The 20,000-nt window shown below is 38.4% G+C and carries 16 protein-coding genes; 10 read left to right on the forward strand and 6 right to left on the reverse strand.

Annotation, left to right across the window (positions count from 1 at the left end; translation table 11 throughout):
• The first annotated feature begins 30 nt into the window (after positions 1-30).
• Both B4Z90_RS18930 and B4Z90_RS18935 read left to right on the forward strand, forming a co-directional pair.
• Positions 31-2,550: a DUF5686 and carboxypeptidase-like regulatory domain-containing protein gene (locus tag B4Z90_RS18930; RefSeq protein WP_159333429.1), complete on the forward strand. Its 2,520-nt coding sequence runs from the start codon at positions 31-33 to the stop codon at positions 2,548-2,550.
• 115 nt (positions 2,551-2,665) lie between these two features.
• Positions 2,666-5,236, forward strand: a complete 2,571-nt coding sequence (locus tag B4Z90_RS18935) for a flippase-like domain-containing protein (protein WP_159333428.1) — start codon at positions 2,666-2,668, stop codon at positions 5,234-5,236.
• Positions 5,237-5,281: 45 nt separating this feature from the next.
• On the opposite strand, the gene B4Z90_RS18940 is transcribed toward B4Z90_RS18935, so the two are convergent.
• Entirely contained in the window at positions 5,282-5,773 is a 492-nt protein-coding gene (locus tag B4Z90_RS18940) for a SixA phosphatase family protein (protein WP_070561258.1), read from the reverse strand.
• A gap of 445 nt (positions 5,774-6,218) precedes the next feature.
• Between B4Z90_RS18940 and B4Z90_RS18945 the strand changes: the two genes are divergently transcribed.
• The 8 genes from B4Z90_RS18945 to B4Z90_RS18980 all read left to right on the forward strand — a co-directional run bounded on the left by B4Z90_RS18945 (position 6,219) and on the right by B4Z90_RS18980 (position 14,443).
• Positions 6,219-7,448 (forward strand): hypothetical protein, encoded by a 1,230-nt coding sequence (locus tag B4Z90_RS18945; protein ID WP_112374878.1) that lies wholly within the window; start codon positions 6,219-6,221, stop codon positions 7,446-7,448.
• A gap of 73 nt (positions 7,449-7,521) precedes the next feature.
• Positions 7,522-8,559, forward strand: coding sequence for a glycosyltransferase family 2 protein (locus B4Z90_RS18950; protein WP_159333427.1), 1,038 nt, complete (start codon positions 7,522-7,524; stop codon positions 8,557-8,559).
• Positions 8,556-9,821: a glycosyltransferase gene (locus B4Z90_RS18955; RefSeq protein ID WP_159333426.1), complete on the forward strand. Its 1,266-nt coding sequence runs from the start codon at positions 8,556-8,558 to the stop codon at positions 9,819-9,821. The genes B4Z90_RS18950 and B4Z90_RS18955 overlap by 4 nt, the downstream gene beginning before the upstream one ends.
• Before the next feature lie 107 nt (positions 9,822-9,928).
• Positions 9,929-11,095, forward strand: a complete 1,167-nt coding sequence (locus B4Z90_RS18960) for a glycosyltransferase (protein ID WP_286802982.1) — start codon at positions 9,929-9,931, stop codon at positions 11,093-11,095.
• A gap of 4 nt (positions 11,096-11,099) precedes the next feature.
• Positions 11,100-11,909: a glycosyltransferase family 2 protein gene (locus tag B4Z90_RS18965; RefSeq protein WP_083295763.1), complete on the forward strand. Its 810-nt coding sequence runs from the start codon at positions 11,100-11,102 to the stop codon at positions 11,907-11,909.
• 24 nt (positions 11,910-11,933) lie between these two features.
• Positions 11,934-12,743, forward strand: a complete 810-nt coding sequence (locus B4Z90_RS18970) for a glycosyltransferase family 2 protein (protein ID WP_070561254.1) — start codon at positions 11,934-11,936, stop codon at positions 12,741-12,743.
• A 12-nt stretch (positions 12,744-12,755) separates the two neighbouring features.
• Positions 12,756-13,424, forward strand: a complete 669-nt coding sequence (locus B4Z90_RS18975) for a glycosyltransferase family 32 protein (protein ID WP_070561253.1) — start codon at positions 12,756-12,758, stop codon at positions 13,422-13,424.
• Positions 13,425-13,486: 62 nt separating this feature from the next.
• The gene (locus B4Z90_RS18980; RefSeq protein WP_159333424.1) at positions 13,487-14,443 is read left to right on the forward strand and encodes a glycosyl transferase family 90; all 957 of its coding nucleotides are present in this window, start codon (positions 13,487-13,489) and stop codon (positions 14,441-14,443) included.
• Here the strand turns inward: B4Z90_RS18980 and B4Z90_RS18985 are convergent.
• The 5 genes from B4Z90_RS18985 to B4Z90_RS19005 form a co-directional block, all read right to left on the reverse strand.
• On the reverse strand, positions 14,435-15,553 hold the full coding sequence (locus B4Z90_RS18985) for a glycosyltransferase family 4 protein (protein ID WP_286802984.1): 1,119 nt from the start codon (positions 15,551-15,553) through the stop codon (positions 14,435-14,437). The two genes, B4Z90_RS18980 and B4Z90_RS18985, sit on opposite strands and share 9 nt — an antisense overlap.
• Before the next feature lie 12 nt (positions 15,554-15,565).
• Positions 15,566-16,780 (reverse strand): glycosyltransferase family 4 protein, encoded by a 1,215-nt coding sequence (locus tag B4Z90_RS18990; RefSeq protein ID WP_159333423.1) that lies wholly within the window; start codon positions 16,778-16,780, stop codon positions 15,566-15,568.
• Entirely contained in the window at positions 16,777-17,802 is a 1,026-nt protein-coding gene (locus B4Z90_RS18995) for a glycosyltransferase family 9 protein (protein WP_112374873.1), read from the reverse strand. The genes B4Z90_RS18990 and B4Z90_RS18995 overlap by 4 nt, the downstream gene beginning before the upstream one ends.
• A gap of 3 nt (positions 17,803-17,805) precedes the next feature.
• A complete protein-coding gene (locus B4Z90_RS19000; RefSeq protein ID WP_159333421.1) occupies positions 17,806-18,411 on the reverse strand; it encodes a DUF4254 domain-containing protein in 606 nt (201 codons plus the stop codon).
• A 107-nt stretch (positions 18,412-18,518) separates the two neighbouring features.
• Positions 18,519-19,997 carry an NADH-quinone oxidoreductase subunit N gene (locus tag B4Z90_RS19005; RefSeq protein WP_286802986.1) on the reverse strand — a complete coding sequence of 493 codons (1,479 nt, stop codon included), beginning with the start codon at positions 19,995-19,997 and terminating at the stop codon, positions 18,519-18,521.
• Positions 19,998-20,000: the final 3 nt, after the last annotated feature.

The following is a 20,000-nucleotide window of genomic DNA, read 5'->3' on the forward strand; positions in this document are numbered from 1 at the left end:
ATAAAAACCTTGTCATCCTACTGAATTTAGATGCAAGGTTTTTTTATGCAATATCGTTTCTTATTGGTTTTACTGTTCTTTACTTCTCGACTATTTGGACAAGGAGCTTCATTAACAGGAATTGTCCTCGATGCCTCATCAGCAAAACCCATTCAAGGTGTTACTGTAACGCTTTCCCACACGGCCAGATCTGTAGCAACAAATAAAGAGGGGCATTTTCAACTATCATCCGTGCCTGACAACTGGGAATTATTATTTAGTGCCGTTGGCTATAAAAAACAGGTATTTCCGATGAGTGTCGCCCAGGGCAAGAAGATTCTTATTATCCGTTTGGAAGATGAACAACAAAGTCTTGATGAAGTTGTCGTGAATGCGCCTAAAAAGAGGAAATACACGAATAAACATAATCCAACAGTCGATTTAATCCGTAAAGTAATTGAAAAAAGAGACGAAAATAATGCCCTAAATGGGGCAGCGGGTAGCTATCAGGAATATGAGAAGCTATCGATGTCCCTGTCTATCCAAAATCAAAAGGTGGATAAATCCCGCTTACTCAAACGTTTCGGATTCTTGAAAAAGGGGATGGATACGCTAAAGTATCCCGGGAGATCGCTGGTACCCATATTCATGGATGAAAAAATCGGTCAGCGAAAATTGGATGCCGTTAAAGGTAATAACTTTATTTTACTGGGGGAGAATCAGTCGCGCGTAGATCAGTACCTGGATGAAGACGGTATTGATGAGTATCTGGATAAAATCTATGGCGAAACAAATATCTATGATACGGATGTCTCTATTGGGAATAGACGGTTTTTGAGCCCTATAGCGACGTTGGCACCTTCGTTTTATAAATATTACCTGGTTGACACTTTGAAAGATAGTAAACCTTGGCATGCCAAAATACGCGTAGAGCCACGCAATAGGGAGGATGCGCTTTTTTCAGGCTTCATCTATATCCGCTTAGATGGGAGTTATGCCTTAGATCAAGCGGAGCTGACCATCAACGAAGCGACCAATATCAATTGGGTGAAGGGGTTAAATATTGTTTTGAATTATTCGGAAAATCAAGCACATCGTCTTTTTCTGAGTAGGGGAGTCCTGACGATAGACATGGGGATTTTTAAGGATGGTATGGGTTTGTTTGGGGAGAAAGTGACCAGCAGGTCACCTTCCAGTGAAACACAGCTTGCTGTTAATGGTAAAGCTTTGACACGAACAGGACCACAGAATCCGAATGGAATTGACTGGAATCTTGCGAGACCTGAGAAACTGAGTAAGCTGGAGGCGCAGGCCTTTACGAATATCGATAGTTTAAAACAATCAAAATCTTTCAAAAACCTGATGGCATTGGGCTCCTTTATCATGTCGGGGTATTATGGCCGCGGTGTTATCGAAATAGGGCCAGTACCTTCATTCTATAGTTTTAACCCTGTCGAAGGAAGCCGATTTAAATTTGGGGGCAACACGACGGATATTTTTAGCAAGACATTGGTCCTGGATGGTTATGGTGCCTATGGTACGAATGATAGGCAATGGAAATATAATATGGGGGCTACTTACTCCCTTAACGGTGCATCGGTATACAAATTTCCGGTAAAGTTAGTCTCCGCTAAGGTTAGTAAAGAGGTGCAGGTGCCGGGCCAGGATCTCAATTTTATTGACAATGACAATTTTTTGCTTTCATTCAGAAGAGGGGAAAATGACAAAATGTTTTATCTACAGCGGAGGCAGATCGAATATTGGCAGGAGTTTGAAAACCATTTATCTTTTAAAGTGGGGTTCTTCAATCAAATCCTTAGCCCGGGTGGTATCTTAACGTATGACCGTCGCGCTTTTAGAAGAAGTAACGGCAATGAGCTGTGGACTTCTGCTTTCACCGGAGAGATTCGCTGGGCTCCACATGAGAAATTATACCAGGGAAAACGTTATCGACGTATCATCAATACGGGCCAACCAATTTTTACCTTAGCCGCACAGGTTGGTGTGAAAGGTTTATTGGGTGGAGATTATAACTACCAACGTTTCATATTAAATGCCAATAAGCGATTTTTTGCGTCTCAATTTGGTTTTGCCGATATCGTATTTGAATCGGGTATCCAATTTGGAAAGGTTCCTTATCCGCTGATGATTATTCATCGGGCAAATCAAACGTATTCGTACCAGCTCAACTCCTACAATTTGATGAATTCGATGGAATTTATGAGCGATAAATATACATCACTATTGCTTCAACATTCATTTAATGGTTTTTTTCTGAATAAAGTTCCGCTTTTAAAAAAACTGGATCTCCGGGAGATTGCCTCTGTAAAGATGTTGTATGGCGCTGTTGATGCCTCCAACAGATACACAAAAAATTTTGATGAATTGCCCAAGGATCCGCGCGAACCGCAGCTGTTCTCGCTTAATAATGGGGCCTATATAGAAGGTAGTGTTGGGCTGAGTAATATCTTTAAAATTTTACGGGTCGATCTGGTTCGCCGTTTTACGTACCTGGATAATCCGGGGGTATCTCCATGGGGTGTGCGGGCAAAGATCGGTATTGATTTTTGATGCTTGAAAAAAGACAAATTGGATTGGGACTATTTTGAGGAAATGATGTCATTAGTAAAAGTGGTTTAGAAAAACGAAATAATTGGGTTTGTCAATTCGAGAGGTAATTATGCTGATGAAAAACAAGATGTTGATCTGGAAATCCTTGTTGGGCCTATTGGTCATTTTGGGTGCTGTATATTTTTTTGCAAATCAAAGACAGGAGCTAGCATCGTCGGTAGGGCTTATCCAGTCAAGCTCGTTATTTTGGGTGGCAATCGGGATTGTGGTTTCTTTGGCTTATATCGCCATGCAAGGTTTGGTCTATGTCTATAGTTTTAAGTCTTTGCAACAAAAACTATCACTGGGTGGGGCTACCCGCCTATTTCTAAAAAGAAACTTTATCAGTGTCTTTCTTCCGGTAGGTGGATTTACCTCACTGGCTTTCTTTAAGAAAGAGGTCAATCAGGAGGGAATTGATGATGCAAACGCCAATCTTTCTTCTGTTATCTATGCCGTCATTAGTTTAGTGTCCTTATTTATCCTCTGTCTTTTTGTTTTTCTGTTTGTTGGAATCGCAGGTCTTGATATGCAAATCATCGGGATTATGCTTGTTTTTAGCGCCCTACTGCTGGGATTTGGCTGGTACTGCAGCTCATTTTACCGTGGTGGCCGAGCATACAATTTTACAATACGTCATTTCCCTTTTGTTGCAGGTACCTGGGATGAACTCCATAAAAAAGGCGTAGATTTTTGGGCTGTATTGCAAAGTCTACTTTGGGCAACAGCCATTGAGCTTGTCGGGATTTTGCATATCTATATTGCTATGCTTGCTTTAGGTTTTGAAACATCGTTATTGGCTTGTACGGTAACCTATGCAGTCGGAACCTTGGTCTATTGTTTTTCACCGTTGATGAAGGGGGTTGGACTTATCGAGGTGTCAATGGTTGTCATTCTGTGTAAGTTTGGCTACAGCGAAGAACAGGCGATTTCTATATCCCTTTTATATCGTTTATTTGAGTTTTGGGGACCGTTGGCATTGGGTGGAATTAGTTTCTTCGTGAATAAAAACAACATCTTTGTTCGGATACTTCCATCTGTTTTTATTTTTGTGATGGGCCTTATTAATATCATCTCGGTCTTGACGCCGGCTATCCATAGCCGTATAACGGCATTAAAGCAATTTATATCTTATGATGCATTAAATTTTTCAAATGCAGCGGTACTTTTCTTCGGTATATTGTTGGTGATGTGTTCGGGCTTTTTGTTGAAGGGACTACGTATGGCTTGGTATGTTGCGGTTGCGTTATGTTCACTTTCTATTATTGCCAATCTTTCCAAAGGGTTGGATTTTGAAGAAGCCTGGTTTGCTTTTTTGGTGTTGCTGATGTTACTCTATTCATCGAAACATTACTTTGTGCAAAGTAACAGAAGGCTAAGCTCTTTAAATCTCAGCTTGGTTTTGTGGCTTATTGGGGTTGTGCTTCTGTATGGGATTACGGGCTTTTATTTCTTGAATGCGAAGCATTTTAATACGGACTTCACCATTGTAAATGCAGTGAGCAATACATTACACGGTTTTGTACTGCTCAATGGTGATGTCGCAGAGCCGCAGACAGCCATAGGACAATACTTTTTGTATTCTATCAATTTTTTTAGTGTGATCAGTCTTTCCGCATTATTCTACTGGATGGTCAACCCATGTCAGTTAGCGGAGGAAGAGGTGGATGGACAGATGGAAATCGCGCAGCGCATTTTGGAGCGTTATGGTAAATCACCTGTCGATTACTTTAAGACCTATGGCGATAAAGATCTTTTCTTTAACAAGGAGCTGACAGGCTTTATTGCGTATAAAAAATGTTATGGTTTTGCGATGGTGCTCGAAGGTCCCGTTTGTGAAGATACTGAAGATGCCATGAAAGAACTGATAAATGCATTTGAACACTATTGTCGCAAATCGAGTTTAAAAACAGCTTATTACCGCGTTGACGGTAGACATTTGGGGGTTTTTAAGCAGTTGGGCAAAAAATCTTTTCTGATTGGAGAAGAGGCCATTGTCAATGTCGATAATTTTTCGCTGGAAGGAAAGAAACGCAAATCACTCCGGAATGCGGTGAATAGCATTGAAAAGAAAGGCTTTGTTTCGAATTTATATCGCGCGCCGTTATCCAATGGTTTGCTTCAGAAATTACAGGTTGTGTCGGATCATTGGTTAAGAGACATGAAGCGTTCAGAACGTGTTTTTTCTCAGGGCATGTTTGACGTTGGTAAGATTAAAAATAGCCATGTAATTACTTTGGAGGATAACGAAGGGCGCATTTTGGCCTTTTTGAATATCATTCCCAATTATGCTCCGGACGAGGCGACGTATGATCTTATCCGGAAATTGCAAGATGCACCAGGCGGAAATATGGATGTATTGATTATCCGTTTTTTAGAATATTGCAAAGAGGAAGGTTATTCTTTTCTCAATATGGGACTGGCTCCTTTTTCAGGATTTGACAAGAAAAAAGGGCTCGTTGAACGTTTGATCAGTTTTTTATATGAAAATAATCCTTACTTCCGTCAACCAAAGGGCTTAAAAGAATTTAAGGAAAAATTTGATCCCTGCTGGGTCGAGAAATTTGTGGTGTATTCACATGATTTGGATTTGATTTCAGTGCCTTTGGTGATTGATAAGGCAATGAAATCAAATGCCGGTAAGTGATCAGCAGATATTAGCTGGAAATAAGTTTGTTCTTTGAATAGAATTTTAATCAATTATTTGCACAAGATCGGCACAATTGCCACTGAGCATATGAAAGGTGAAGCCGCCATCAAGTCTTATCTCTGCACAAGATGAGGTGCGTAAGTAGGCTGCTTTTCGGGTCAGGTATTCCACCAGATCAGTCAACGTGGGATTGTGCCCAAAGAGCAGGACATGATTGACATGATCGGGGATGGCATTGATGATGGACAGCATATGCTTGTACGTACATTCATAAATTGTTTCTTCAATTTGAATATCAAAAGAAGAGGAGCCCATGACGTCTAGAAAAATACGCGTTGTTTGGAGTGCGCGATTGGCTGGCGAACTGATCACCATACTGTTTTCATCTAGGGTCAATTTTGCGGATAACTTAGCCGCAACTTGTTTGGCCTGTTGTATACCGTCGGATGTAAGCGCACGATCAAAGTCGTTTATGCCCGGAATAGTTTCGGCTTTTGCATGTCGGATGATATAAAGTTTTTTACTGTTGTCCATGATTAAAATTTTTGATTCTTAATACCAATATAGATAATAACGCTTGTTGTTCCGGTTCATTGTGTTTGCGCAATGAGCAGGCTTGCGTATGAATACAAATAATAATACAGTAAGTTTTGAAAAGTATATTACATTATGAATAGTTTTTTTACCTCAAGTGATACGTTTAATATCGTGTCAAAGCTAAAGCATTGTGGTTTTTTTAGTGCCTATAACGGCAAAATGAAAGTCTTGATAACGAATTTTTTAGATTGATTTTGGGTCTTTGTTGTCTTGGTGATTTAAAAAACAAAATCGTTGTTTTACTTTGATAAAATTATGCTAATTTCGCAGCGAAAAACAATAATTTGTTTTATCCAGCTATTTGCCGTCAGCTTATTTTATTTATTGAAAAACATCGTTAGCCAAGTCGCATTTTTTTGTTTCTACCGTTTGATATTTACTTATGATTCGTAATTTTTTGATACTTCTCTATGGAAGTATTATTCTCGTGGCTTGCCACCGTCCAGAGGACTTTTTTGCGCAGGATGTTGAAGCTCCTATTTGGACTGTTGAACCCATTGATTCAGTTACTTTTGATAGTGATGAAGGTTTGGTCAATATACATACTGTTGCTGACGCTAATTTTAAAGGCCTAAAAAATGCCAATGATTTTATAGATATCTCGGGTGCAAATGCAAGCTATTGTCATCCGGATGTTCTCTATTTTCCAAATAAGCTGAATGGATACAAGTATTGGATGGTTTTCACGCCTTATTTTGGCGCAGTTGGAACGAATCAAAACTCAAAGAAATTTGAAAATCCAAGTGTTGTTGTATCCAATGATGGTCTTGATTGGGTAAATCCTCCGGGATTGAGCAATCCAATTATCAATGCTCCCTTTCCGACAGAAAGTTTCGGTGAAAACAAGGTTGATCCGATTCAGGGTTTCTGGTCAGATGTGGATTGGATCTACTTAAATAATCAGTTTTATCTTTACTATAGGGGTAGTTTTATCACTGCGCAGGCTTTGAAAGGCAAATGTGTGTTAAGTAATACCAATTTTGATCGATTGAAACAAAATGCACATCGCACCATTGTACAACAAACCTCTACAGATGGTATAAAGTGGTCGAATTTGAATGTCGCCTTTACCAGCAACCCTCCGTTTACGCCCAAAGATGATCATCTATTGTCCCCTTCGTTTATTCATGACGGGAAGGAGTTTTTGAGTTATGAAATTGAGCTGAATTTTAATTCGAAAAATTTTAAAGGTAAAGACCCTTCTTATGTTGTTCGTAGAACATCTACCGATGGCATTAATTTTACAGGGTTTAAAGAAAGCAAAATCATAAATTTTCTAAATAGACCCTGGTTAAAGGAGGGACGAGTGAATTCACCATGGCATATTCAGGCCACATTTGCCGATGGTTATTATTTTCTCTGTGTTGCTGTGGGTGATGTGAAACGATATACCGCGGAACTATTGTACGTTGGGTATTCCAAAGATGGATTAAATTTCAAAGTATTACCGAAGCCGCTGTTGAAAAATAATGCCTATAGAAGTTCAATTTTTCCAATGGGCAGCAACGAATCTTTAATTAAAATGGGAGCAATGATCGGTAATAAATCTGGTGAGTTCAGATACCGGGAATTTACATTGAATAAAGACAGGATCGAGAAATCATTAAAATGATTTCAGCATTTAATATATCATTTCTGTTACTATTTTTGTATATTAAAGATTAATGATGGTAAAAAATGGTTGTATGGATTGTCCTCGTCCGGTTGCTGTTTCGGTAGTTATACCGGTATACAATGTCGAAAAATATTTAGACGAGACGATCCAAAGTGTGCTTGATCAGGAATTACAAGATTTCGAAATCATACTCGTTAATGATGGTAGCAGTGATTCTTCGGCTGAAATCTGTCGGAAGTATGCATCATTGGATGCTCGCATTTATTTTTTTGACCAGGAAAATTCGGGCGTTTCTGTCGCTCGAAATAACGGCCTCATTCATGCGAGCGGAGAATATGTCTATTTTTTAGATTCTGATGATACTATTGAACGCACCTTTTTGTCAGCTTCTTTAGCGATTGCTAAACAGCAAAATTTTGATTTGCTGATTTTGGGGGAGCCTTATTGTTCCCGGGCGCCACGTTTGACTGCTGTACCGACATGCGGTTTGCTGACCAAAAAGACCTTATTGGACACTTATCCCAATATCCGTTTTCCTGAAGGAATTCAGCCCTGCGAGGATGGCTTGTTTTCACATCGTCTCTTTTTGATGACCGATAAGATCGGATTCAATCCGGGCGCAGTATATTTTTATAGACAGCACGAGAATCAAAATCATACGCAAATTAATCGGCAGACGGATCGCTTATTGAAACAGATCCCAATATGGTTAGAACTATTGAAGGAGTTTTATAAGGAACATGATCTTTTTGCTTCAAAAGCCTTAAAACTAGCGCTATTTATCGAACATGAACCTTTTGAGTTTCGCTATTTAAAAATGGCATTTAATGATCTTGAGAAGGAAGAGCTGTTTAAGTTATTGCAAAATTTTATGCAAGAATATGTAAGCCCACATCTTACCAAAGCTGATAAAGAAATATTAACGGTGCCTTTTAGCTATTTTGTAGAAGCTCGAGATCATAGGGATTTTGATACGTTTTACGTAGATTATTGTAAAAGGAGAGCTGAAAAATTGAAGCGAGGCTTATTTTGGGTGAGGTTTATTCCAATTGCTGGCCTAAGAAGAAAAGTCCGTCAAAGGATCAGAAATAAGTATCTCGACGTATGAAGATTTTACTAATACAACATTTGTATTTTTTAAATGGAATAGGAGGCACGGAAAAGATATGTTCTACGTTAGCGAACATACTGAGTACAAATGGATATGTAGTGGAGATTGCAACCAATGAAAACATAAAAGGCTCCCCAGTTTTTCCGCTGCATAAGTCGGTGAAAGTGACGAATATCTTTGACGCTAATTTGGAGCAAAAGCTCGAGCTTCCTATTTATAACTATAAGGGGACGAATCCACTTTTATGGTTGAAATACAAGGCCCGCAAAAAATACAGCAAGTGGTATAACCGCCGATTGAAGCAACGGATGGGAGGGGAAGCTAAATTATTTCAATTTAATTTGCGAAAGCGGGCGATTTTATGGAAAGATTATATCGACGGACTAAAGCCGGATTTGATTATTACCATGTCCATTGGCTCACTTCTGGAGATTACTTATGGAAATACACTGTCAATCCCCATTATAGATTCGGTGAATGGAAGACCTGATTACGATTATACCAATGTTCTAGGCGGGAGAAAAGCATATATGGTTGATTTGTTAACGGCTAGTTTCGATCATCTGAATGGTGTTCAGATCTTATTTGATAGCTATCGGGATTTTCTACCGTCTAATTTTTCGGGACAATGCGACGTTATTGCCAATCCAATCCAGCAGGTAGATTCCCGCGATTTAGTTAGGCATGACCGTATCAAGGAAAGATATAAGATTATTCATCTTGGGCGTTTGGATACAGAATGTAAGCAGCAGCATGTTGCCATTGCAATTTTTGCTGGCCTGGCAAACAAATATCCCAATTGGGATTTGGAGTTTTGGGGGACAGGTCCAGACTTTGATCGATTGAATACACAAATTTGTGATCTTGGATTGGCTGAACGGGTTTTTCTGCGTGGATTCACCGAGGATCCTCTGATAAGGATGCGGGATGCGGATATTTTTATTTTCCCCAGCAAATATGAGGGGTTTGGATTAGCCTTAGCAGAAGCCATGTCAATAGGCCTGCCAAGTATTGGCTTTTCCACTTGTTCCGGGGTAAATGAATTGATCAAACATAATCAGAATGGTTTTTTAGCATTGGACGACCGTGAGATGGCCCTGTACCTCGAACAATTGATCATGGACTCTTCGCTACGTTCGAGATTTGGCGTTCAGGGCAACTTGGCAATGGAGGTGTACAGTTTTGAAAATATGGCTAAAGGGTGGTTAAATTTAGTGGAGACCGTCACAAAGCATTTTCGGGGCGAAGGCGAGATTTAGTTAGTCCGGCAAAGAAAAATTCAAATAGAATGTGGCATTTTCCGAGAATAATTCGTATTATTTATTATAAAAGCAAATGCTGCTTTTTACCTATTCAATAAGAATAAATGCAAACAATAAAGAGAAAGAGAATATTATACTTTATGCCTGAAAATCCTAACAGTTCGAAAGCAGGCAATTTGACTAGGTGTAAGCAATTGTTAACTTATTTTAATACGATAAGTGCAAATTTTGAGATCGATTTTGTATCCTCAATTAATTGGAGAATAGGTGATGAAGCTATTTTTCAATCCGAATTTCCAAATATTAACCTGATTATTTTACCTTTTAAATCTTCCAAAAAAAATAGGATTAGTTATTTCTTTCGTGATAAATTACAAAAAGAGATTAAAAATATCTTCCACTCCAATTTGATTGATCGTGTTTCGCCATCATTTCAAAGAAGATTTGAAAAGATTTTAAGCGATCATAAGTATGATTACGTTATTATTAGTTATGTTGAATTTGGTAGTTTGGTAAAGAATTTGATAGGATCTTATACAATTTTAGATTCGCATGATTTTCTGACGCTGCAAAATAAGACAAAGGAAAAGGAAAACTTTTCAATGCGTCAATTGGGTAAAATGTTTGGAGCTGAGTTGTCTATGATGACCTCTTTTAATGAGATATGGACATTTTCAATTGAGGAAAAATATATTTTTGAACAGTTTGCAGATAAATTTGTACGATTAATTCCGGTTTCAATGCCATCTCCTGTTATTCTAGAACGCGAAAAGAAGATAGACTTAATTTATGTGGCGAGTGATAATCCACACAATGTGTCGAGTATAAAGTGGTTTTTAGAACAAGTATTTCCGCTACTTGCACATGTTGAACTGCATGTGATTGGAAAGATTTGTGCACATATTCCAACCGTGAAAAATGTTATAAAACATGGATTGGTGGATGATCTTGCAGCATATTATGAGCAAGCTAAAGTTGCGATCTGTCCAATGCTTTCAGGGACAGGAATCAAAATAAAGGTTTTGGAAGCATTATCTTTTGGCATTCCGGTTGTAACCAATCAACGTGGTGTCGATGGATTGTTTAATAAATCAGATAATGGATGTCTTATATCGTTAGATGAACAGGCTTTTGCTTCTCATATTATTGAATTGCTCCAGGAGGATGAATTTTATAAGATAAAATCGAATCAGGCCATTGAATATATGAGAAATAATCATACCGTAAAGAAAGAGTATGAAGTCTTGGACGCTGTTTTTAACAATAGATGAATAAATGAAAATCTCTCTAATAATATCTACTTATAACTGGCCGGAGGCGTTGGCATTATGCTTGGAAAGTGTATTGCTTCAGAAGGTTCTTCCTGATGAAATCCTTATCGCTGATGACGGGTCTGGAAAGGAGACAGAGCGAGTTGTGGCAGAATATAAAAGTAAGTTTAATATTCCTTTTATTCATGTATGGCATGAAGATGAGGGGTTTCAGTTGGCGAAAATCAGAAATAAAGCCATTGCTAAAGCCTCATCCGATTATATTGTCCAAATTGATGGTGATTTAATTTTGCATCCCTATTTTATTCGAGATCATCGAAAGTTTGCGCGAAAAGGATCGGTGGTACGCGCCAGCCGTATTTACCTTGATCGGGAATTTTCCGAGAAAAAATTGACGAAGCGTGATACAAAGGTAAATAGATTCGATAAAGGAGTTTCGAACTTATTCAGTGCTTTTCGTTTTCAGTTGTTATGGAAATATTTTGAATTTAATTATAAAAACAAAGGCAACGAGCGTTGGGAGATTCATGGTGCCAATATGGCCTATTGGAGAGAAGATGCCATTCGTGTGAATGGCTATAATGAAGACTTTAAGGGCTGGGGGCCGGAAGATAAAGAATTTGTCGCTAGACTTCTAAATATCAACATCAAAAAACGATTCTTAAAATTCGGCGGCATTGTGTTTCACATCTGGCATGCGATAAATGCAAAAGAGAATTTAGGCAACAACAATTGTTTGTTTGCAAAAACAAAAAAGCTAAATTTGACCTATTGTGATAACGGTATTGATAAATACCTGAAATCATCTGATTAGCACTTACGGTTTTATAGCTATTTTTTGGAAACTTCAATAATTATTACAACGTATAATAGGCCCGATGCATTGGAATTGGTGCTATTGTCTGCATTAAATCAAACAGTTTTGCCGAGTCAAGTTATTGTTGCAGATGACGGTTCTGATGATCGAACAAGACAGCTTGTCCATCGTTATGAGCAGGTTTCTGAAATTCCAATCAGCCATGTTTGGCAGGACGATTGTGGTTTTCGCGTTGCACGTATTCGAAATCAAGCGCTAGCCCAAGTAAAATCACCCTATGTTGTACTTGTCGACGGTGATATCCTTATGGCACCAAATTTTATTGAAGACCATCTAAAACTCGCCAAAGTCGGACATTTTATCCAAGGTGGAAGGGTTTTACTGAATCAAGCATTAACAGCTAAATTGTTAACTGAGTCGAATCAACTAAGGTATCCGAATATGTTTCAGGCGGGATTCGAATCTGGTCGGTTTGAAAAGAGAATAAGTAGTTTTCGTAATCTTCTTTTAGCACGATGGACTGCGAAAAACCTAGCACATAAAAGAAGCAAAGTACGCTCTTGTAATATGTCCTTCTACATGCGCGATGTTCGTGCAGTGAATGGTTTTAATAATCTTTTTGAAGGCTGGGGCCGGGAAGACAGTGAATTTGTGGAACGTTTATTCAATTATGGACTCAAAGGGCAACTAATCAAGTTTGCTGCAATTGGGTATCACTTATATCATAAGGAGGCGTCTAGAAAAGCACTACCACAAAACGATCATTTATTAGAAAAGACAAAATTAGAAAAGCTGACATCCTGTGCTGACGGACTTTCTAGTTTCCTATAGTTATTCATTATCATGGGAATTCCAAAAAATATATTTCAAACATTTAAGGATAATAAGATTCCTTGGCTTACGAAGCTCTATATTCGCTCATTTTTAAAAAAGAATAAGGATTATTCGTATGAGTTCTATGATGATCAACGGGTGAGTGACTTCTTTGCTGAACATTTTGATGAGCGCATTAATAAAGCTTATCATCGTCTTCAGATAGGGGCCGCCAAAGCAGATTTTTTTCGCTATGCTGTTTTATATATATATGGTGGTATTTATATAGATTTAGATAGTGATTTGTTAGTCTCCATCGATAAATATCTAAATAGCGATGACGTTGCGGTAATAACGCATGAGAACAATAGGAGCCTGTATGCACAATGGGCACTTATCTTTGATAAAGGACATCCTTTTTTAAAAAGAACGATGGAGCTGATTGTGGATAATATTGAACAGAATCGATTTCCACATGATGTACATGCGATGACAGGCCCAACAGTTTATACATTAGCGATTAATGAAGTTCTGAAAGAAAATCCGAATGTAGCGTATCGCTGCATTGAAGATGATTATAAAGGATTACTGAAATTTAAGTATAAATTAGGTAAACTCATGATTTATAAAGACAAATCTAACCATTGGAAGAAACTACAACTGCGTATTCCTGTTGTAAAACCTGATACAGACTTTTAGGCTTATTTATTTTAAGGGAGAGTTATTTTTACTTATTTTTGAGGAAAAAGCATTGCACATCGATGAATTTCAAAAGAATCTTTTTGCGAAATAAAAATAATAAGATTTACTATTATATTAAAGCAATTCTTAGGGAGCTAGTTCCTGATAGTCTTTTTCAAGCCCAACTGACAAAGCGTTTAGATAGCACTTATTATCGCAAAAATGCCACATATATTGATGATAGGGTAAATTATTACAATAAGTTGGAACGGCTTGAGCCTTTAGATCAGGACGCCATGGAAATAGGCAAATATCGCGTACCAGAACGCATACGCGTTTATTATTTCGACAGTAAGGAATATTTAAGGTTTTTTAACCCCAAATTGCGGTTCAGTATTTTGCCCGGTGATATCATTCATATTCCCTCACATCCGACTTTACTCAAGAGCCGACCTATTCATGGTAATAATAGCAATGCAATAGTCTTAAATTTGGATAAAGCAAGACATTTTAATTTTCTTCAGGACGACGTGTCTTTTGATAAAAAAATAGATATGTTGGTCGGAAGGAGCGGTTTTGGACAGATTCATCGAAGTCGATTCTACCAATTGTATTATGATCATCCATTGTGCAATATCAAAAAGGCTAATCGATCTTCCGATAAGGATTATTTATCCATCGCAGGGCACCTTGATTATAAATTTATTTTGGCGCTTGAGGGAAACGATGTTGCGACAAATTTGAAGTGGATTATGTCCTCTAATTCTATTGCGGTCATGCCTATGCCGAAATATGAGACTTGGTTTATGGAAGGACGCCTAATTCCAGATGTTCATTTTATTTGTATTAAAGATGATTATTCTGATTTGGAGGAAAAATTACGGTATTTTATGGCAGATGATCATGCGGCTAGGAGGATCGTAAAATATGCACACGAATATATTGCTCAGTTTAAAAATAAAAAAATAGAGGATATAATCGCATTAAAAGTCTTGGATAAATATTTTACGCATACCGTTCAGCCTAAATTACAATAAGGACTGATAACTGTTTATGAGTTCTGATGCAATTTTTTCATCATTAAATTTTTGCACATAGTGACGTCCTTGTGAAATCATCCTTGCACTGGTTTGGGAGTCGCTCAGAATACGTTTGATCGCTAGATTTATTTCGTCTACATTTGAAGGGTCGACATAACAAGACGATGGTCCACCAGCTTCTGGAAATACGCCCGAATTGGTTGTAATGACAGGAGTACCAGCATATAAGGCTTCGATGATAGGGATACCAAAGCCTTCAAAGATAGAAGGGTATATAAAAATTGATGCCATCGCATAAATAGTTGATAGTTCTTCAATAGTAAACCCTTGTTTTATAATGACTTTGCTTTCCAATTTGTTGGCTACGATATATCTGTTAATCTCCTCAAGATAGGTCGTTTTCTTACCAATTATTAATAATGGGATATCGATATCCTGAATAGCTTTTACAATTTGTAAAACATTTTTTCGTTTTTCAATTGAACCCACATTTAACAGAAAGTCTTTGGGTAAATTATATTTTAACCTTAATTTGTCCTGCTCGTCGTCACTTTTTGGAACCTTGAAAGCCGGATGGCAACCCTGATAGATAACCTCGATCTTATGTTCGGGAATTGCATAGTAATCGATGATATCTGATTTAGTCTGTTCACTAATTGCAATAATTTTATCCGCGTGATTAACCGCTAATTGGAATTTCTTGTTGTATATCCAACGATCGATGGGTTTATAGAGTTCGGGATAGCGTAAGAAGATTAAATCATGTATCGTGACAACAGATTTAATTCCACGGGCTTTTAAGCCCCTTGGTATTTCTCCTGTAAGCCCGTGAAAGAGTTCTACACCGTCATTAAGCAGGTCAGATGCTATTCCAAAGCTTCGCCAAAGTGCGGGAAAAGCGCGGTTAAATGTGCTTTTGGGGAGACGAATTTTTTCTTCGATAAGCGCCTTCTTCGAAAGATCATTATCGTCCAATCTTGGTGTATATTTCAAATAAGTATTATCCGGATAATATTGTTCCAGTATACGGACAAGGTCCCGACTATAATTGCCTAAGCCTGTTCGATTGAGAAAATATCGTTTAGCGTCAAATCCAATTGTTATCATGCTTGACCCGGTTTAGCTTTCTTTAAAAATGTGTTCGAATTTACTTAATACCAAATCCCAATTATAATATTTAGAAACATATTCTTTAGCTTTTGCCGCAATGATGTTCTTATCGGTATTTGTATCTTGCAAATATGTGATAATGGAACTTAGGGAGTTGAAGGAATCATAACAGAATACAGCTCCACTTTTGCGTTCATGTTCGACCATGACATCGCACTTTTTGTTACCAATGACTGGTTTCCCTAAATGGAGCGCTTCTAATGTCAATAGTGATAAACTCTCGGCGAGTGAGGGATTAATAATGGCAAAGCTTTGTAGCATTAGCGCTTTTTTTTCTTCCTCGCTTACAAAACCAGTATAGATGATATCAGGATCTTGCTGAACATCCATGGTATTTTCTCCTGTAAGTACAAGCTGCAAGTCGATCTGTTTTTCCGATTTTAATTTCAGAAAATAGGCCATAAAATTGTTGATTTTCACTGGTGTAATGCGACCACAATAAAGTAAGTATGGTGATTTGATCTGATATTTGGAACTGATGGCTGCTGCAGCTGCTAGGTCATCTATTTGATTGACGCCTATGCCAACAATTGTATTTTTTGCCAGCGAATTTCTGAAAATTTCTAAACACATTTCTTTTTCACTTTCTGTATTAAAGGCAATATGATTGACTTTTGAAAATAAAAGTGTGTTGATACTTCTAAATAACATGCTCTCCATATGTGCAGTGGGAATCAGAATAGACTTCTCTGGTACAAGGAGTGATCCCAATATGGTTAGTGGGTTTTCGTAAGTAAAGAAAATGAATTTGTCGAAATCGTGTTGGAATTCCCTAATATAGTTAAGTAATGAAGACGAATAAAATGGATGTCCTTCCAAATAGGTTGATTCATCATCAACTTTGAATTTCCAAACAGGAAATAAGGAGAAAATAGGCTTTGCTAACCTCCAGCGATAGATCAATCGGCGTATCTTCCGGGCGATTTTACTTTTCTTTTCGGAACGCAAATTTTTATCGGTCACGAACCTTGTCACAGGTATTCCCTGTATAATTTCTAGGCCCGGAGTGAAATCTTCCGCTGGTTTATTTAAAAACTTGATAGTGGTGGTTAATACAGTCACGTCATGCTTTGCTGATAATCGTTCAGCTAGCATTCTACAATGGAATTCGGCCCCACCGGTGATATCCAATCCGTATCGAATGGTTATTAACCCTATCTTCATCCTATTGCTCTTATTTTTTCAATCACCATTTCCGGTGTAATTAAATCAATTGCTTCTATCCCATCACAATCACAGGGCTTGTTGCCGTACACTGAACTCGGTCTGTTGGGGTGTTCAACTTGGATGCAATCTGTTAGCTGCTGCCCGTAACCGGTGAATCCAGCATAAGGATGCGTTGCTCCCCACAAAGAAAGACACCTTACGCCCATCAACGATGCCATATGAAGTCCCGAAGAGTCCATACTGATCATGAGATCTAGATTTGAAATTAAATCCAGTTCTTCCCGCAGCGAAAGCTTGCCTATGGTATTATAGGTGTTGGGAAATCGCTCCGTCCAGTTTTGCGCAATCTGGAATTCCTGTTCACCACCGCCAAACAACAAAACATCATAGCCATTGTGCGTCAATATGTCTATCACATTTTCCATTTTGGTTTGCGGAAAAATCTTATAACGATGTTGCGCAAATGGGGCAATGCCAATTTTCTTTCGATCGAAGTTTGCAAACATACTAAATGCAGCTTTGGGTACATCCTGCAAATTAAGAACCAATTTATTGCTGAGTTCGAATTTGAAACCCAATGCGCGAAATACATCTGCATAGCGCTCCACTGTCAGCTTTAAAGGAACTTTAATTTTGTTGTTTTCGCGGGTTAAAGCTTTTTTTTCAGCCCTGCCTTTGTCAAGTTGTTTTACTTTTACACCCGATAAGGAAAATAAAAGATCGACTACGCGGGAGCGTAAATTGAAATGTAAGTCCGCTACAGCATCTGCGCCGTATTGAGCCAGTTCTTTTTTTAGCTTGACTAATCCAAAAAAACCTTTATGAATTGTTTTGGGTTCAATCGCGTGAAACCGTACACCTTTTATTCCATCAAAAAATGGGGCAAAGAATTTCCGGCTGACCATAATGATTTCTACATCAGGGTATTGAATGCAGAATTCTTTCAATACTGAGGCGACCATGGCAACATCGCCCATAGCTGAAAATCGGGTTACTATGATCCGTTGCGGTAAGGACATGTTTTATTTTCCTGATGAATATAGGACAGGGTTCAATGCCGGATCGTTATACATTTTCATCTGTTTATAGACTTTCATGTATTTATCACCTGATGCGATGGCGGTCATCAATTCATCAATACTTTGGGATAAATCTTTTCGTTGTTCCAATAAAACGTTTAGTTTTTCTTGGCAGGAAATGATGTGTGTTTCGGAAGCATCTTTGCGTAATGTTTCCTGTTCCATGTGGTAGATTTTTAAAGCCAGAATGGAAAGTCTATCAATAGCCCATGCCGGACTTTCAGTATTGATCGTTGCTGTAGGACTCGCCTGTATACCTTGAAATTTTTGCAGAAAATAACTATCAATGTACTCGACGGTATCTGTGCGGTACTGATTGGATTCATCGATACGTCTTTTCCAATATAAGCCTTCTTGAGGTTCAATAGCGGGATTACGCACAACATCTTCCATATGCCATTGCACGGTGTCAATCCAGCATTTTAAATAGAGGAGATGTTCCAGAGATTGTTTGTCATACGGATTTTGGATTGGATGATCAATCTGATCGTATACGTGGTAATCCTGGATAGCACGCTGAAAAATTGGATTTGCTATTGCACTAATCATGTTACAAATATAAAATATATTATGGAGTTATTCTTACTATTCAACGCAGACATTAAGGGAATGAATTGGACGATAAACTTATTAAAATGAAAGAAGTTTCCTGTTTTCTAGAATGCCGAAAGTAATAAATCGGGAAAGATACCTAAGATCAACACGGCCACGGTACATAAGATTCCAATACACAAGAGTAGCACATTGAATTTAACCGCCGGAGATACCGTATTTTCCCTTAGAAACGCATTCAGTGGTATCTTAAAATAATAAAATAGGGAGATGACAGATGTCAATGCACCCACTAGGAGTAATGCCAGCAAACTAAAGGATTGGAAGTTTTGGTATTGCTCGAATACTTTGGAAAAGACCAAAAGTTTCCCAACAAAACCCGCAGTAGGAGGTAGACCGACCAAAGCGATTAAAACAATCGAAAAGGAAGTAAACAATAAGGGAAATTGCTTTCCTAAGCCACGATAAGATTCAATCGTGGTATTTCCTAAACTAGCTTCCAAGGCATCAATAAAGATAAATACAGCAATATTCATCAGGGCGTATATGGAAAGGTAAAATAATAGGACATTTGATTCCTTATTTTGATAAACCAATACAGCCATAAGGAGTATACCCGTATGCCCAATGGAAGAGTAGGCCATCATCCTTTTGGCATCCTGTTGACGCAAAGCGGCTAAATTACCAATCAGCATGGTTGCGATGGCGATCGCAATAATCACATAAGTCAGAAAATCGCTGAAATAAAAGGAGACATTGAGCCATGCGGAGAATATCTTGGACAAAAGAACAACGACCGCAATTTTGGGTACAGTTGCAAGATAGGTGGTAATCACTGTTGGCGCACCTTGATAAACATCCGGGCTCCAGACATGAAAGGGAAAAAAACTTAATTTGAAACCAATACCTGTCAGCAAAAATAATAAAGCAATGCTGATCATGATCTGAGGTGCTTCCATCAAGCCGGCAATGTGGCTTGGTGCGTCAAAATTCAGGTTTCCCGTGAAACCGTATAGTAAAGACAAGCCATAGAGCATAACGGCGGCACAAATGGATCCAAACAGGACATATTTTAAAGCAGCTTCCGATTGAACCTTTGTGGAAGAAAAATAGCCAACCATAATATAGGAGCTGATCGAAACTGTTTCCACTGCAATAAAGATCATCAACCAGTTACTCGACATAGTCAGCAGGTTCAAGCCAAGGGTTGCGGTCAGTAGTACGGCGTATAGGTCACCTAAGGGGCGGTCTTGATGGCGTTGTTGAATGAATATACAAATGAGAATTGTTGACAACAGGATAATCAAACGTGCGGCTACAGCAAATGCATCAATATGGATCATATCAAAGAAGCCTGTTGCCTCTACCTTACTGAGTCCCTGGCCCACAAGGTAACAACCACTGAGCAATAGCCCAATGAGGGTGATGACAAAAGAGGTATGCTTCCAGTGTTTGTCAATAAAAAGACTAGCGAGGATAGTACCAATAAAAGTGACGATCAATGTCAGTTCGGGCTTAAAATAAGGAACGCTTACGATAATCTGATCGATGAAAGAACTGATATATGGACTAAATGCAAGCATGCT

This window comes from Sphingobacterium sp. UBA5639 (assembly GCF_002421245.1).
GTDB lineage: Bacteria > Bacteroidota > Bacteroidia > Sphingobacteriales > Sphingobacteriaceae > Sphingobacterium > Sphingobacterium multivorum.

Coding starts and splice junctions, on each gene's coding strand:
- B4Z90_RS18940 (WP_070561258.1), bottom strand. CDS start 5,773: ATGGACAACAGTAAAAAACTTTATATCATCCGACATGCAAAAGCCGAA.
- B4Z90_RS18950 (WP_159333427.1), top strand. CDS start 7,522: ATGGATTGTCCTCGTCCGGTTGCTGTTTCGGTAGTTATACCGGTATAC.
- B4Z90_RS18930 (WP_159333429.1), top strand. CDS start 31: ATGCAAGGTTTTTTTATGCAATATCGTTTCTTATTGGTTTTACTGTTC.
- B4Z90_RS18955 (WP_159333426.1), top strand. CDS start 8,556: ATGAAGATTTTACTAATACAACATTTGTATTTTTTAAATGGAATAGGA.
- B4Z90_RS18995 (WP_112374873.1), bottom strand. CDS start 17,802: ATGTCCTTACCGCAACGGATCATAGTAACCCGATTTTCAGCTATGGGC.
- B4Z90_RS18990 (WP_159333423.1), bottom strand. CDS start 16,780: ATGAAGATAGGGTTAATAACCATTCGATACGGATTGGATATCACCGGT.
- B4Z90_RS18935 (WP_159333428.1), top strand. CDS start 2,666: ATGAAAAACAAGATGTTGATCTGGAAATCCTTGTTGGGCCTATTGGTC.
- B4Z90_RS18960 (WP_286802982.1), top strand. CDS start 9,929: ATGCAAACAATAAAGAGAAAGAGAATATTATACTTTATGCCTGAAAAT.
- B4Z90_RS18980 (WP_159333424.1), top strand. CDS start 13,487: ATGAATTTCAAAAGAATCTTTTTGCGAAATAAAAATAATAAGATTTAC.
- B4Z90_RS18965 (WP_083295763.1), top strand. CDS start 11,100: ATGAAAATCTCTCTAATAATATCTACTTATAACTGGCCGGAGGCGTTG.
- B4Z90_RS18985 (WP_286802984.1), bottom strand. CDS start 15,553: ATGATAACAATTGGATTTGACGCTAAACGATATTTTCTCAATCGAACA.
- B4Z90_RS19005 (WP_286802986.1), bottom strand. CDS start 19,997: ATGCTTGCATTTAGTCCATATATCAGTTCTTTCATCGATCAGATTATC.
- B4Z90_RS18975 (WP_070561253.1), top strand. CDS start 12,756: ATGGGAATTCCAAAAAATATATTTCAAACATTTAAGGATAATAAGATT.
- B4Z90_RS19000 (WP_159333421.1), bottom strand. CDS start 18,411: ATGATTAGTGCAATAGCAAATCCAATTTTTCAGCGTGCTATCCAGGAT.
- B4Z90_RS18945 (WP_112374878.1), top strand. CDS start 6,219: ATGATTCGTAATTTTTTGATACTTCTCTATGGAAGTATTATTCTCGTG.